Origin of the sequence: Caulobacter sp. KR2-114, assembly GCF_049446115.1 — a bacterium.
GTDB lineage: Bacteria > Pseudomonadota > Alphaproteobacteria > Caulobacterales > Caulobacteraceae > Acaudatibacter.
The window spans coordinates 1,270,643-1,284,976 of sequence record NZ_JBMSEC010000001.1 but is presented as its reverse complement, the minus strand read 5'-3'; the positions used below and the strand labels follow the sequence as shown (position 1 = coordinate 1,284,976).

The 14,334-nt window shown below is 67.1% G+C and carries 11 protein-coding genes; 8 read left to right on the top strand and 3 right to left on the bottom strand.

Translation table 11 applies throughout. The annotated features are described in order from the left end of the window. Window positions 1-59: 59 nt before the first annotated feature. Complete coding sequence (locus tag ACO2Q3_RS05805; RefSeq protein ID WP_423305588.1) at window positions 60-1,616, top strand: AlkA N-terminal domain-containing protein; 1,557 nt, start codon at window positions 60-62, stop codon at window positions 1,614-1,616. A 264-nt stretch (window positions 1,617-1,880) separates the two neighbouring features. On the opposite strand, the gene ACO2Q3_RS05800 is transcribed toward ACO2Q3_RS05805, so the two are convergent. Next, entirely contained in the window at window positions 1,881-3,755 is a 1,875-nt protein-coding gene (locus ACO2Q3_RS05800; protein ID WP_423305587.1) for a HAMP domain-containing sensor histidine kinase, read from the bottom strand. Beyond that, the gene (locus ACO2Q3_RS05795) at window positions 3,752-4,420 is read right to left on the bottom strand and encodes a response regulator transcription factor (protein ID WP_423305586.1); all 669 of its coding nucleotides are present in this window, start codon (window positions 4,418-4,420) and stop codon (window positions 3,752-3,754) included. The genes ACO2Q3_RS05800 and ACO2Q3_RS05795 overlap by 4 nt, the downstream gene beginning before the upstream one ends. A gap of 500 nt (window positions 4,421-4,920) precedes the next feature. On the opposite strand from ACO2Q3_RS05795, the gene ACO2Q3_RS05790 reads away from it, so the two are divergent. The 3 genes from ACO2Q3_RS05790 (at window position 4,921) to ACO2Q3_RS05780 (ending at window position 10,115) form a co-directional block, all read left to right on the top strand. Continuing rightward, a complete protein-coding gene (locus ACO2Q3_RS05790) occupies window positions 4,921-7,884 on the top strand; it encodes a TonB-dependent receptor plug domain-containing protein (protein ID WP_423305585.1) in 2,964 nt (987 codons plus the stop codon). Window positions 7,885-8,045: 161 nt separating this feature from the next. Then, on the top strand, window positions 8,046-9,341 hold the full coding sequence (locus ACO2Q3_RS05785; RefSeq protein WP_423305584.1) for an MFS transporter: 1,296 nt from the start codon (window positions 8,046-8,048) through the stop codon (window positions 9,339-9,341). Window positions 9,342-9,479: 138 nt separating this feature from the next. Continuing rightward, window positions 9,480-10,115, top strand: coding sequence for a cytochrome b (locus ACO2Q3_RS05780; protein ID WP_423305583.1), 636 nt, complete (start codon window positions 9,480-9,482; stop codon window positions 10,113-10,115). Window positions 10,116-10,231: 116 nt separating this feature from the next. On the opposite strand, the gene ACO2Q3_RS05775 is transcribed toward ACO2Q3_RS05780, so the two are convergent. Next, window positions 10,232-11,128: a LysR family transcriptional regulator gene (locus ACO2Q3_RS05775; protein ID WP_423305582.1), complete on the bottom strand. Its 897-nt coding sequence runs from the start codon at window positions 11,126-11,128 to the stop codon at window positions 10,232-10,234. Window positions 11,129-11,246: 118 nt separating this feature from the next. Between ACO2Q3_RS05775 and ACO2Q3_RS05770 the strand changes: the two genes are divergently transcribed. The 4 genes from ACO2Q3_RS05770 (at window position 11,247) to ACO2Q3_RS05755 (ending at window position 14,229) form a co-directional block, all read left to right on the top strand. Further along, the gene (locus ACO2Q3_RS05770) at window positions 11,247-11,945 is read left to right on the top strand and encodes a pirin family protein (RefSeq protein ID WP_423305581.1); all 699 of its coding nucleotides are present in this window, start codon (window positions 11,247-11,249) and stop codon (window positions 11,943-11,945) included. A gap of 94 nt (window positions 11,946-12,039) precedes the next feature. Continuing rightward, window positions 12,040-12,279: a DUF2188 domain-containing protein gene (locus ACO2Q3_RS05765; RefSeq protein WP_423305580.1), complete on the top strand. Its 240-nt coding sequence runs from the start codon at window positions 12,040-12,042 to the stop codon at window positions 12,277-12,279. A gap of 190 nt (window positions 12,280-12,469) precedes the next feature. Next, window positions 12,470-13,732: a cytochrome P450 gene (locus ACO2Q3_RS05760; protein WP_423305579.1), complete on the top strand. Its 1,263-nt coding sequence runs from the start codon at window positions 12,470-12,472 to the stop codon at window positions 13,730-13,732. A 122-nt stretch (window positions 13,733-13,854) separates the two neighbouring features. Further along, window positions 13,855-14,229 carry a VOC family protein gene (locus ACO2Q3_RS05755; protein ID WP_423305578.1) on the top strand — a complete coding sequence of 125 codons (375 nt, stop codon included), beginning with the start codon at window positions 13,855-13,857 and terminating at the stop codon, window positions 14,227-14,229. Window positions 14,230-14,334: the final 105 nt, after the last annotated feature.

The window sequence follows — 14,334 nt, the reverse complement described above, 5'->3', positions numbered from 1 at the left end:
GCTGCATCGATGTCCGAAAGCCGCCAGATTCCGCTTCGGCCCAGGGCCATGATGCGGGCATGACCCAGCCCACGCCCCTCATTGCCTCCGCCGTCGACCTCGACGCCGGCCCCGAGCTCAGCCTCGACCACGACGCCTGCTACCGCGCGGTCTCGACCCGCGACGCCCGCTTCGACGGCAAGATCTTCACCGGGGTGAAGACCACCGGGATCTATTGCCGGCCGATCTGCCCGGCGCGCACGCCGCAGTCGCGCAACGTGCTGTTCTTCCCGTCGGCCGCGGCCGCCCAGGAAGCCGGCTTTCGTCCGTGCCTGCGCTGCCGGCCGGAGACCGCGCCGGACCTCGGGGCCTGGCGCGGCACCTCGAACACCGTCTCGCGCGCCCTGTCGCTGATCGAGATGGGCGCCCTGGACGAGGGCGACGTCGACGCCCTGGCCGCGCGGGTCGGGGTCGGCGAGCGGCAGCTGCGGCGCCTGTTCCAGCGCCACCTCGGCGCCTCGCCGGTGGCGGCGGCGCAGACCCGGCGGGTGCTGCTGGCCAAGCAGTTGATCCACGAGACCCGCCTGCCGATGGCGGAAATCGCCCTGGCGTCGGGCTTCGGCTCGATCCGCCGCTTCAACGAGACCTTCCAGCAGCTGTTCCGCCGCCCGCCCAGCGCCCTGCGCCGCGCCGGGGCGCCGGAGATCTCGGCCGGCCCCAGCGGCGAGATCACGCTGATGCTGCGCTACCGCCCGCCGTACGACTGGCCGGCGATGCTGGCCTTCCTGCGCCTGCGCGCCATCGCCGGCGTGGAGACGGTGGACGGCCAGGTCTACAGCCGGACCATCGCCCTGGACGGCGCCGTCGGCACGCTCAGCGTCGCGCCGGCCCCGGGCGCCGATGCGCTGAAGGCGGTGATCCGCTTTCCCCGGCTCTCTTCGCTGCCGGCGATCATCGCGCGGCTGCGGCGGGTGTTCGATCTCGCCGCGGACCCGGTGGCGATCGGCGCCCAGCTTGCCGAGGATCCGGCGCTGGCGCCGCTGATCGCGGCGCGGCCGGGCCTGCGCGTGCCCGGCGCCTGGGACGGCTTCGAGCTGGCGATCCGCGCGATCCTCGGCCAGCAGGTCACGGTCCCCGCGGCGATCGCCCTGGCTGGCAAGCTGACCGCCGGCTACGGCGCGCCCCTGGCGGCGGACGCGGCGCGCCCCGGCCTGACCCACGTTTTCCCGACGCCCCAGCGGCTGGCGACCAGCGACCTGACCCATCTCGGCATGCCCGGCGCGCGGGCGCGGGCGCTGTCGGCGATGGGCGCGGCGGTGGCCGCCGACCCGGCGATCCTCGCTGGCCGTGGCGGGCTGGAGGACGCCATCGCCCGCCTGCGCGCCCTGCCGGGGATCGGCGAATGGACCGCGCAGTACATCGCCCTGCGGGCGCTGCGCGAGCCCGACGCCTTCCCCGCCGCGGACATCGGCCTGCTGCGCGCGCTGGAGGACGAGACCGGCCGTCGCCCGACGCCCGCCGAACTGCTGGCCCGGTCCGAGCGCTGGCGCCCCTGGCGGGCCTATGCCGCGCAGCACCTGTGGGCGTCTTATGCGCCGCACGCGGAGGCGAAGCCGGCGAAGGCGAGGGCGGCGTAACGACGCTGGGCCGGAGCTTCGGCGACCTGCTGAAGGCGGTGATCAATGGCGCATGGGCGGCCCCGTCGCGCTGAAGCTCCGGACGTTGGGGGCGACGGCCGCTGAGCCTCTCCCTCCCCGTCAACCGAACCGTTTCCGGGGGGCGCCAGCGGCGCGGGAATATCGGGCGTCTCGGCGGCTAGCGACCGAACAACTCGGTCCAGACTCACGGCCCCCACCATCGTCCCGCATGGCGGCGCGAAATCGATGTTGGCGCTGTCGCCATCACAAGCCTTGCGGAAGGGTGATCCGGACACATAGGCCCGGTCCGCAGCGATTCGGACCCGCCTGAATGTCTGCTTTCAGAGTGGCGGCGACCGCCTGGACGATCGCCAGGCCGAGCCCGCTCCCGGGGCGCCCCGAGTCACGCTTCAGGCGATAGAACCTCAGGAAAACATTGCCAAGTTCCGCAACGGGGATTCCGGGACCGTCGTCCTCCACCTCGATGAGGCGCCGGCCGCGCGCCTCGGAGAGCCTGACCGCAACCGAGCCGCCCGGACGATTGTAGAGGATCGCGTTCTCGATCAGGTTTCCAACCATCTCCGTGACCAAGGTCATGTTGAGATTCACCGGAGTCAGCGATGCATCGGCCTCCAGAGTCAGGCTGACACGGGCCTTTTTTGCCCGCTGCCGGTGTTGGTCGACAATGTCACCGATCACTTCGCCCATATCGACAGGGTGGTCGCCGCTGGCGGCCAGTGCGCCGCCGTCCGCGCGGGCCAGAATGAGCAACTGAATCAACAGATTCTGCAGCCTCTCGACAGCGTCCTCGATGTCTCTCAGCGACTCGAAGGCGTCGAGGGATGGCGGAATACGCTTGGTGAGCACCGCGATATGGACGCGAAGGATCGACAGCGGGGTGCGCATCTGGTGCGACGCGTTGGCGGTGAAGTGGCTCATGGCCTGCTGCAGCCGCCGCGCCTCAAGTTCGCTCAGCCGAAGGGTCTCAAGGGTCCGGGCCATGCGGTCGAGCTCATCAGAGCTTCCAGTCGCGGGCACCGGCTCGTCCAGTTCGCGGCGACTGAGGCGATCGATCGTCTCCGTCAATGCCCTCATCGGACGGGTCAGACGCCGACGAACGTTGATCACGGAGTGGCCCCCGAAGGCCACCACGATCGCCAGACCCAGACCCGCCAGCAACATGTTCCGGAGCGCAGCCGCGCTCAAGTCGCCGGCGTAGCGATCGGCGTCCGTCTGCGCTTGTTGTCCGATGGCGAGGATCGATCGAAAGGGACGATCGCATAGCGCTGTCCAATCACTGCCGGTGACTGTGGGTTTGTTCGCTGCCGTAAGACCAGTGACAACCTTGTCCACGCCGGCTTGCGCCTGCTCGGTCACAAGCCGCGCCGTGCCGACATCATTGGCGAGTTCACGCGATAGCCCAGGGCGAAGGAAGATTTCGTTCAGCGCGCCCCAGTCCGCCAGATAGACGGCGCGGTGTCCCAGCAGGCTGTCGCGCAAGGCGTCTCTTGGCGGAAGTCCGCTGTTCACACTCGCGCGCAGCGCAGAACACTGAAAGCCGTAGTTGTCCCGAATGGACCAGGACAGGCGGCGAATTTCCTTGAGCTCCGCTACCTTGGAGTCATCGATACGGACGAGATTGTTCACCGCCACCGAGGCAGCGTCGAGGACATCAATCGACTGGTGGACGGCCGCTCGCCAGTTGTCGACGGCGGACAAGTCACGGTCAGCGCGCGCACGTCGAGCCTGTTGCGCCAGGGCGGATCGCGCCGCTGCCTCCTTCGCGCGCGCCTCGCGAATCGTCGCGACATACCGTGCGCGGCCCGCGACATTGAGCTTGTCCAATGCCGCCAGAGCGCCCGCCACTTCGCGCGTGGCCTTCCGGTCCGCTTCCTCCATCGCGCCGATAGGATTGTCTTGTGTGATGAGCGCCGTCGTGTCCGTTGGGACCTGCTCCCTGACGGCGACAATGGCGTCGATCAGCGTCCGATCGGTATTGGTGTAGCGCGCAATGGCGAGCGCCCGGGTATGCACAGTCCAGGCCTGGTCGGCCAGTATCGCCGTGGCGACGAGAAGGCCCGCGAGCAGTACGCCGATCAAGAAGGTCAGATAGTTGGTGACCGACGAGCGGAAGATCACATCACCTCGATCATATATCCTAGTCCTCGCAAGGTCTTGATTGCGGGACCGTCGGGCTCGAGTTTCTTGCGCAGGCGCGCGATGTGCACCTCGAGAGCGTTAGGCGCCACCTCGCCATCGAAACCGTAGATCATGGACAGCAGCCGTTCCTTCGGAAGGATGCCGCCCGCGGCTCCGACCAGGCCTTCAAGGACCGCCCACTCCTTGCGGCGCAGGTCCAACGGTCTTCCACTCACCGAAGCCTTCGCATGGGATCGATCGATCGTCAGATTGCCGAATACGAGGACCGGCGTCGGGTCGCCGTGCGTGCGGCGCAGCAGGGCCCTAACCCGCGCATCAAGTTCGTTGGGATCGAACGGCTTTAGAAGGTAGTCGTCCGCACCCAGGTCTAGCCCCTTGACCTTGTCCGTGACCCGGTCGCGCGCGGTGAGCATCAGGATGGGGATCTTGCAGGCCCGGGCGCGCAGTGTCTTCAACACCTCGAATCCCGACATCCCCGGCAGGCCGATATCAAGGACGATCAGGCCGTAGGGTTCGCCCATCGTGTAGGTCAAGGCGGACTCGCCATCACCCGTGCAATCGACGGTGTGGCCGCTTGCTCTCAAGAGCGCCGCCACGCCGCGGGACAGGGCCGCGTCATCCTCGACCAGTAGAATCCTCGACACGATCGCTCCCCCTTGCGCGGTCGCTCCTCCCCGTCGGCTCTACCTGGGCCGTTCGGCGCTTCCCGCGCGGACCCAGCCAACGCCAAAGCGACTGGCCAGTCAATCGGCGGCGATTTGGCCCTGAGGCTTCATGAGAAACGCCTGGGAATCGCGACGACGACGGCTGTCACCGCCTAAAATTCGCTTCTCGCAGACAGGTCGAATCGTCGCTTCGGCAAAGAAACCTGCGCCCGGCGCATTCGTGACAGGTTGGTGAAAGCTCCGCCTCCCAGAGTGCGCACCAATGCGGCCGAGGATTTGATTGCGCGGCGCCGATCGGGATGCTCGCGATCATACACGCGGTCTGAATGTTTGGGACCACAGACCAGCGGCAAAGGCGCTGGGACGCGAGGCTCAGCGCCTTCGCTGATCCGCACCGGAGCGGAGACTCCGAAGCGCGGCAATCCAGAGAACAAGACTTCTACGCGCGTCAAAGGCGCGAGACCTAAAGGGGAGGCACCATGAAGACGTCCATTCTGCTTAGCGGCGCATCGGCGTTCGCCCTGATCGCCAGCGCCACGGCGCATGCTCAGACGCCGGGGGCCGATGCGTCGGCCAACGCGCCGCCAACCGTCGACGAAGTTGTCGTGACGGGCTCGCGCATCAGCCGGTCCGACTTCAAGGCCGAGAGCCCGGTCTCGACCCTCACCAGCGCGGCGATCGCCGCTTCCGGTCAGCCCTCGCTTGACCGCGTTGTCGGTCAATTGCCCCAGTTCGAGGCCGCGCAGGGCGCCGCCGAAGTCGGCGACGTGCAAGGCAGCATCGGTTTTGGCGGTGGGGCGTCCTACAGCGACCTGCGCGGCATTGGGCGCAATCGTTCCCTGGTGTTGATGGACGGACGCCGCCTCATGCCGTCGACTCCGGACGGGTCCATCGACCTGAACACCATTCCGATGTCGATGATCGACAACGTCGAGGTGGTCACCGGGGGGGCGTCCACCGCCTACGGTTCTGACGCCGTGGCCGGCGTGGCCAATTTCAAGCTCCGGCGGAACGTCTCCGGGCTCGAACTGAGTGTGCAGCATGGCGCGACGAGCCGTGGCGACGGTGCGACGAACCAGGTCTCCGTTCTGTTCGGCGGCAAGTTCGACGACGGCAAGGGCAACGCCATGCTGGATTTTGAGTATTCCAGCCGTGACGCCGTGGCCGGCTCACAAAGGCCGTTTTTCACCCAACCGTCAGTTCGCTTCCTCGGGCGCCCGCCGGAAGGGATCATCTTCGCAGGCGGCTGGGGTGCGGGCGCCACCGCTCCGACCATCGCCGCGGTCAACGCCGTACTGGCCGGCTATTCCTCCACAACTCCAATCCCGGGATCCGGCGCCTATAGGGGCGCTATCGGCGTCAACACCGATCAGTCGCTCTACACCAGCGCCAATCCCGCCTCCTGCGCCCAGAACTACAAGGGTGTGGGCGCCGAGCTGGGCGCGATCGTCAATCCGAACTGCACGACGGCGGGCGTGGTCCTGGGCAACTACTTCGCCGTGCAGGTCCCGCTGACCAAGTACAATCTCTTCGCCAAGGGCGAATACGAATTCACCTCGCACATCACCGGCTACGCCCAGTTCAATTTCTCGGACTCGAGCGCGCTCGACCAGACCAGCCCCGGCAGCACCAAGACCAGCGCATCCGCGCCCCAGGAGCTGATCATTCCTGTCAGCAATCCGTACGTCCAGTCCAACGCCGCGCTCATGTCGCTGCTCAACTCGGCCTATGGCGGTACGCCGCCGGCCGGTTCGGCCTTCTACTACTCCAAGCTCCTGTTCGGCTGGGGCCAACGGGTCCAAGACTTCCACTACACGGTGTGGCAGGCGCTGGCCGGGCTGAAGGGCGACATTCCCGGCAGCGAATTCACCTGGGACCTCTACGCCTCCTACGGGCGCAGCAGCTACAATGCTCAGGCGCACGGCGACATCAGCATTACGGCGATCAACAAAGTCCTGGCCTCTGAAGGCGTTGGCGGCTGCAACTGGAATCCTTTTGGAATTCAATCGGTCAGCACCTCCTGCATCAGCTTCGCCGGCCGGACGGACAACACCAGCGACACGCTCACCGCCAAGAACATCGAGTTCTCAATCCAGGGGCCGGTGTTCAACCTTCCAGCGGGGCCGCTGAAGGTGGCGCTGGGCGGGGACTATCGCCAGTCGCAATACGCGTACCAGCCAGACTCCTTGTTCGTTTCGGGAGACTCGCTGTCGTACGGGACCGACACGCCCTCTCAGGGGGCGCAAGACGCCAAGGAGTTGTTCGCCGAGGTGCTGGCGCCGGTCTTGCGCGATCAGGCGTTCGCCAAGGAGGTCTCGCTGGACCTTGCCTACCGATACTCCAAGTACAACTCCTTCAGCGGCAGAAGCACCTGGAAAGCCGACGGCAGTTGGACCGTGTTCGAGGGCGTGCGCATCCGGGGCGGATACTCGGTCGCCATCCGCGCCCCGAGTCTGGCCGACCTCTACGTCGGCAAGTCGGTGAGCAACCAGAACGTCACCACCGACCCGTGCGACATCCAGAGCAGCTATCGCACGGGCGCAAACGCTGCGCAGGTGCAGGCGCTCTGTGCGGCGCAGTCGGCCGCCGCGGGATCGGCGTCGTTCACCTACAATGGCGGCGTCGTGTCGATCCCGATCCAGTCGGGGGGCAACAGTCTGCTCCAGCCGGAAACGGCGAACACCTGGTCGATCGGCACGGTGTTGTCGCCCCTGCACGGGCTCAACATCGCCATCGACTACTATAACATCAACATCGCCGGTGCGATCGCCAGCCTGTCGCCAAATCAGATCCTCTCTGACTGCTACGGTTCGGCGGCAAACCCGAGTTTCTCCGCCAGCAATTCCTTCTGTGGCAGGGTTCAGCGTGATCCGAGCACCGGCTCGATCTCGCTGCTCACCTCGGGCACGTTCAACTTCAACACCATCAGACTGGACGGCGTCGACGCGCAGGTCGACTACACCTTCGAGCTCAGCAATCTTGGACTGCCGGAAGACTCTGGGCGGATCCAGGTCGCCACCGTCGTCTCCTACCTGAACCACTTCACGGTCACCCCGTCGGACGGAACCGCCACCACAGAATATGCGGGTCAGGTGTCTGACGGGCTGGTCACGTCGGACGGCGAGAACCTCTATACCCACCCCCGCTGGAAGGCGAACAGCTCGCTCACCTATAGCCGGGGGCCGTTCACCGGCGCCGTTCGCTGGCGTTACATCGGCGGCATGAACAACCTCGACGCTCCCGGCTCGCTGGTGCCCGCGACGAGCTACTTCGACATCGAGGCTCACTATGCCTTCGGCAAGCGCCTGATCTTGAGCGCCGGCATCAACAATCTAGCCGACCAGGCTCCGCCCTTCATCGGCACGCTCGAATTGCGAACCGACGCGGCGACGTACGATGTCATCGGGCGCAGTTGGTACATCGCGGCGAAGTTCAAGTTCTAAGGCCTTTGAGCGCTCCCGGCGGCGGTGCGCCGCCGGGAGAAGCCCGGCGCCACAGGCGCCTATCCAGGCTTTCCGCATCGCGCGGCAAGTCACGGATCTTTGCGGACGTATCGGGCGAGCCGGTCCGAGACAGGCAACAGCGGCATTTGGTGCGAGGCAGAATGAAATCGGAATCTCCTCACGGAACTCTACGATCGGTAGTCATCGTAACCGGTGGCAATTTTCTTGAGATGTTCGATTTCTTCCTGTTTGGCCTCTATGCCTCGCACATCGCTGCTACGTTCTTTCCCGCCAAGGACGAGTTGGCGTCGTTGCTGAACGCCTTTGTCGCCTTCGGCGCGGGCTTTCTCATGCGGCCGCTGGGGGCGATTGTGCTGGGGGCCTACGTCGATGCCGCGGGGCGGCGCAAAGGCCTGGTGGTCACACTGGGCATCATGGCGATCGGCACGATGTTGATCGCGCTTGTACCGGGATACGCGCAAATCGGACTCCTCGCTCCGATCCTTGTCGTGATCGGGCGGCTCCTGCAGGGCTTTTCGGCAGGCACGGAACTGGGCGGGGTTTCGGTCTACCTGTCGGAGATCGCCGCGCCTAATCGCAAGGGGTTCGTGGTCGCCTGGCAGTCTGCCAGCCAGCAGGTGGCCATCGTGGTCGCGGCGGGCCTTGGTTTCGCGCTCAGCAAACTGATGTCCGGCCATGACATCGCGGCCTGGGGGTGGCGCATCCCGTTCGGCCTGGGCTGTGCGCTCGTGCCGTTTCTACTTTATGTTCGTGGGACGCTCACCGAGACGCCAGAGTTTCTCGCCCGCTCGCATCATCCGTCGGCCCTGGAGGCCTGGACGTCCATGCTGGCTCAATGGCGACTCGTGCTCGGCGGGGCGATGCTGGTGTCTTTGACGACCGTGTCGTTCTACCTGATCACTGTCTATACGCCGACCTACGGTAAGTCGGTTCTCAATCTAAGTGAAACTGACAGCCTCATTGTCACACTCTGTGTGGGAATTTCGAATTTCTTGTGGCTGCCTGTCATCGGCGCTTTGAGTGACGCGATCGGGCGTCGACCAATTCTGTTATTCTACTCAACGCTCGCGTTCTTGACGCCCTATCCCGCGCTCAATTTTCTGGCGCATGAGCCTAGCTTTTCGAGAATGGTGGTCGTCGACCTCTGGCTGTCGTTTGTCTATGCCGGATACAACGGCGCTCTTGTCGTCGCCCTGACCGAGATCATGCCGAAAGACCTGAGGACGACCGGATTTTCCATCGCCTATAGCCTGTCGACCGCGATCTTTGGCGGGTTCACAGCGGCCATATCGACCTGGCTCATCCATACCACCCACGACAAGGCCGCGCCGGGGCTCTGGATGTCCTCGGCGGCGCTCTGCGCCTTCATTGCCGTCGTCCTGCTGGGGCAGCGCTTCCGCACGTCACGCGTCACCTCGGCGCCGGACCCAGCATGATCAATCGTAAGGTCGGTCGCAGCTGGAGCGCAAAGCGCCGCGCACCAGCATCTTGCCGGAGGGGCGACCTCGATGGCGGTGCAGCCTCGGCCATCACGGCGATCTCGTTGAACCTTGGTTCCCGAGCCGCAAGCGTGGATGGACCTCGATCCTCGGCCATCGGATCGTCATCACCTGTTGCGCGTGGGTGGAAAGGTTGAACGCCTCATGAGGACAGCCGCCGACCTGCGTGACCCGGACCCGCCTCGCTTCGTCTACGATGCCAGAACCATCGCCCTTCATTGGCTCTCCGCTATCTTCGTCGCGGCCCAATGGATTGGCGGCCACACGATCGACTGGTTCCCCCGTGGCGCGCTTCGAACCGAAGCGCGATCGGTCCACCTGCTGACGGGCGCCGCTCTTGCCGCTTTGATCCTGGTCCGCATCCATTGGCGGTATAGGGGAGGGCGAAGGGCGCCCAGATCCAGCAACAGGGTGCTGGAGGACCTGTCACGCCTCCTGCATCTGAGTCTCTATGGCCTGCTTCTGACGGCGATTGTCCTGGGCATCGGCAATGCCTGGGTCCGCGGCGACAGCCTATTTGGCCTCTTCACACTCCCGCGTCCCTTTCAAAGCAGCCCATCCCTTCGACGAGCCTTTGCCACCGGCCATTCACTTCTCGCCTATGCGATTGCGATCACCGTCACGCTGCACGCCGTCGCAGCATTCGCCCACGCGGTGTTTGGAAGAGACGGCGTAATGTCCAGGATGCTTCCCGTGAGCCGCGGCGGTTGACGGCGATAGCCCCCCTAGGCGCGCGCCGTGACTTCGCCGTCTATCGCGGCCTGCAGGCGCAGTTGACACGGGGGGCTGGGAGGGCCTGAGCGAGGGCGCGCGCGCCGGCGTCAGGGTCATGGAGCCAGCCGCCGCGCCAGGAAGTCCGCCAGGGCCGTCAGGCGCGCCGGCCGCGGACCGCCGGGCGGGGTGACGAAGTGCAGGCCGCCGAGCGGCCACTCCCAGTCGGTGAGCGCCGCTTCCAGCCGCCCGTCGGCCAGCGCCTCGCCGACGATGAAGTCCGGCTGCACGGCGATGCCCAGCCCCGCCAGTAGCGCCGGCATCAGGGCGTCGGCGTTGTTGGCGCGCAGCGGCCCGGCCGGGCGCACCGAGACTTCCTCGCCGGCCCTGTTGCGGAAGCGCCAGAGGTCGGGGGTCGGCAGGTAGGCGTAGCCCAGGCAATCGTGCTCGGCGAGGTGGGCGGGGTGGGTCGGCCGGCCGCGGCGGGCGAAATAGGCCGGGGCGCCCACCACATAGCGACGCACCGCGCACAGCCGCCGCGCCACCAGCGACGAGTCCGGCAAAAGGGCGATGCGCAGGGCCGCGTCGAAACCCTCGCCGATCAGGTCGACCTGGGCGTCGCTGAGGTGCAGGTCGATGGAGACCCCGGGAAATTCGGCCAGGAAGTCGGGCAGCAGCGGGGCGATGCGGCTCAGGCCGAACGACATCGGGACCGCCAGCCGGATCAGCCCCCGTGGCGCGGCAGCGTCCTCCTGGGCCCCCTGTTCGGCGGCTTCGGCGGCGGCCAGGATCTGCGCCGCCTGCCCGGCCAGCCGCTGGCCCGCCTCGGTGAGCGCCAGCCGGCGCGAGGTGCGGTTGAACAGCCGCGCGCCCAGGCGCTGTTCCAGCCGGCCGACGGCCTTCGAGACCGTGGCCTTGGAGAGCTTCAGCGCCTCGGCGGCGCCGGCGAAGGAACGGGCCTCCGCCACCTTGGCGAAGATCGCCAGGCCTTCGAAGTCCGGCAGGGTCGACATGCAATTTTCCGAAACGATGGATTTCGATCGTTTCTATTTCTGATCGTTGGGCGCGTCGATATCTATCGCCTCGACGCCGCGCTCCACCTCGCAAGCGAGCCGGCCAGGAGAGTAACAGATGATCGTTCGCAAGCCCTTCGACACCCTTGGCGGCGCCGACCACGGCTGGTTGAAGGCCAAGCACCACTTTTCCTTCGCCAGCTACTACGACCCGTCGAACATGAACCACGGCGCCCTGCGCGTGTGGAACGACGACGAGATCGCCCCCAACACCGGCTTCCCGCCGCACCCCCACCGCGACATGGAGATCATCACCTATGTCCGGCAAGGGGCGATCACCCATCAGGACAACCTCGGCAACCAGGGCCGCACCGTGGCCGGGGACGTGCAGGTGATGAGCGCCGGGACCGGCATCCGTCACGCCGAGTACAATCTGGAGCCGGAAACGACCCGCATCTTCCAGATCTGGATCGAGCCCAGCCGCGATGGCGGCGCGCCGGCCTGGGGCGCCAAGCCGTTCCCCAAGGACGACCGCGCCGGCCAGCTGGTGGCCCTGGCCAGTGGCTTCGACGAGGACACCGACGCCCTGCCGATCCGCACCGACGCCCGCGTGCTGGGCGCCACCCTGAAGGCCGGCGACAGCGCCACCTATCCGCTTGGCGCGAGCCGCCACGGCTATCTGGTGCCGGCGGTGGGCGCGGTCGAGGTCAACGGCGTGCGCATCGACGCCCGTGACGGGGCCGCGATCAGCGGCGAGGACACCCTGATCATCACCGCGCTGGAAGACGCCGAGATCGTTCTGGTCGACGCCGCCTGATGCAAGACCGCGAGGGTCCGGGCGAAGGAACCCAGGCCCTTGCCAAGGCTTGTCACGTCGCCACCTTTAGGCGGAGCCGCAAACCGGAGGGTTCATGAGCAAGATCGTCTATGAGATCGTCGAGCACGACGGCGGCTGGGCCTACCGGGCCGATGGGGTCTATTCCGAGACCTTCCCCAGCCACGACGCGGCCAAGGCCGCGGCCACCCGCGTGGCCCGCGAGCAGCTGGCGCCCGGGGTGACCCGGGGCATCGTCTGGGAAGACGCCAACGGCCGCTGGCACCAGGAGATCGCCGACGGCGACGACCGCCCGGTGACCGAGGTGAAGGGCTAGCGGCGGTCCGTCCGCATGGTCTACCTCACCTTGCCCCGTCATCCTCGGGACTTACGCCCGAGGATGACGATGGAGGGGCGGAGCATGGCGCGCCGCCTCGATACCGATCTTTCGAATTTCCCCTAAGTCACCATTTCCCCGGCCCCTGCCGCGGAGTAGCTTCCGGCGTCCCTGACGCCAGGAGCTCCCGATGGCCGACGACGCTTCCCAGACCCCCGCAGCGGCGCCCGCCCAGCCGCCGGTTCTCGCGCTGACCCCGCTGAACCCGCAGTTCCGGGAGGATCCGTACAGCATGCTCGCGGCCCTGCGCGAGCAATGCCCGGTGATGCGCGACGAGGGCGCGGGCGTGTTTTTCGTCTCCAAGCACGAGGACGTGCGGGCGATCCTCACCGACCTCACCCTGTGGCGCGATCCGAACCGGGCGGAAGAGGCGGCGGTGCTGACCCGGCGCATCCTCGAGGAGCCGGAGGGCGCCCGCCCGGGCGGCTCGCGCAACCCCTCGATCCTGCTGCAGGACGACCCGGACCATGCCCGGGTGCGCAACCCCCTGGCCCAGGCGCTGTACAAGCGCGCGGCGAAGATCAAGCCGGAGGTGGAGCGGATCGCCGACGCCGCGCTGGACGCCGTGGCGGCCAAGGGAACCTTCGACCTGATGGCCGACTACGCCCTGCCGATCCCGATCGACGTCATCGCGGCGATCCTCGGCGTCTCCAAGGACCGGCTGGCGGAGTTCCGCGACTGGTCCGAGGGGGTGATCCAGGGCCTGAACCCGCTGCGCACGCCCGAGCAGACCGAGCACATGCTGCGCGCCGGCGACGCGCTGCGCGAACACATGGAGCAGATGCTGGCCGACCGTCGGGCGAACCCGCAGGACGACCTGGTCAGCGACATGGTCCAGATCCAGGCGGCGGGGGCGGATCTCACCGACGACGACCTGGTCACCAACCTGAATGCCCTGCTGGTCGCCGGCAACCTGACCACCACCGACCTGATCGGCAACGCGGTGCGTCTGTTCCTGACCCATCCGCAGGAGCTGGCCAAGCTGCACGCCGACCCGTCGCTGATCGCCGCGGCCGTGGAGGAGACCCTGCGCTACGAACCGCCGGTCGACATCACCGGCCGCATCGCCTCACGCGAGATGGAGGTGCGCGGCTGCCCGGTGCACACTACCCAGTCGCTGCTGCTGTCGCTGCGCGGCGCCAACCGCGACCCGGAGGTGTTCGAAGAGCCCGACCGCTTCGACATCACCCGCAGGAAGAGCCCGCACGTCGCCTTCGGCGGCGGGGCGCATATCTGCATCGGCGCGCCGCTGGCCAGGATCGAGGCGCAGGTGGCGCTGGGGCGTCTGTTCGCCCGGTTCCCGAACCTGCGCCTGGCGGACCCGGCCGCGCCGCCGGTCTGGCGCACCTTGCCGTTCTTCCGCGGCCTGGAGCGGCTGGACGTCAGCGTCTGATCACACGCCAGCGGTTGCCGGCGTCACGAAGTTCCCGCATCCGCGGGACGAACTTCCGCATCAGCGGAAAATCAGGGCCGAAGCGGGCCCTGACAAACCTCACGAAGGGGAGAAGACCACGCATGTTCTCGCACATCATGATCGGCACCAACGACCTGGACCGCGCCAAGTCGTTCTATGACGCCCTGTTGGGCACGCTGGGCGTGCCGCCGGCGCGGGTGGACGGCCACCGCATCTTCTACATGACCCCGACCGGCATCTTCTCGGTGTCCAAGCCGATCAACGGCGAGCCGGCGACCTGCGCCAACGGCGGCACCATCGGCTTCGCCTGCAGCTCGCCCGAACAGGCCGACGCCTGGCACGCCGCGGGCGTGGCCGCCGGCGGCACGACCTGCGAAGACCCGCCCGGCGTGCGCGAAGGCGCCACCGGCAAGCTCTACCTCGCCTACCTGCGCGACCCGGACGGCAACAAGCTGTGCGGCCTGCACCGCATGTAAGGTGATCGGGCTCCTGCGGTTCTCCGCTGGAGCCCCCATCCCGGCCTTCGGCCGTACTTCCCCCAAGGGGGGAAGAGGATGTGTGCTGAAGCTGCTGTTCTCTTC

Coding starts and splice junctions, on each gene's coding strand:
- ACO2Q3_RS05805 (WP_423305588.1), top strand. CDS start 60: ATGACCCAGCCCACGCCCCTCATTGCCTCCGCCGTCGACCTCGACGCC.
- ACO2Q3_RS05790 (WP_423305585.1), top strand. CDS start 4,921: ATGAAGACGTCCATTCTGCTTAGCGGCGCATCGGCGTTCGCCCTGATC.
- ACO2Q3_RS05785 (WP_423305584.1), top strand. CDS start 8,046: ATGAAATCGGAATCTCCTCACGGAACTCTACGATCGGTAGTCATCGTA.
- ACO2Q3_RS05780 (WP_423305583.1), top strand. CDS start 9,480: ATGGACCTCGATCCTCGGCCATCGGATCGTCATCACCTGTTGCGCGTG.
- ACO2Q3_RS05775 (WP_423305582.1), bottom strand. CDS start 11,128: ATGTCGACCCTGCCGGACTTCGAAGGCCTGGCGATCTTCGCCAAGGTG.
- ACO2Q3_RS05770 (WP_423305581.1), top strand. CDS start 11,247: ATGATCGTTCGCAAGCCCTTCGACACCCTTGGCGGCGCCGACCACGGC.
- ACO2Q3_RS05765 (WP_423305580.1), top strand. CDS start 12,040: ATGAGCAAGATCGTCTATGAGATCGTCGAGCACGACGGCGGCTGGGCC.
- ACO2Q3_RS05760 (WP_423305579.1), top strand. CDS start 12,470: ATGGCCGACGACGCTTCCCAGACCCCCGCAGCGGCGCCCGCCCAGCCG.
- ACO2Q3_RS05755 (WP_423305578.1), top strand. CDS start 13,855: ATGTTCTCGCACATCATGATCGGCACCAACGACCTGGACCGCGCCAAG.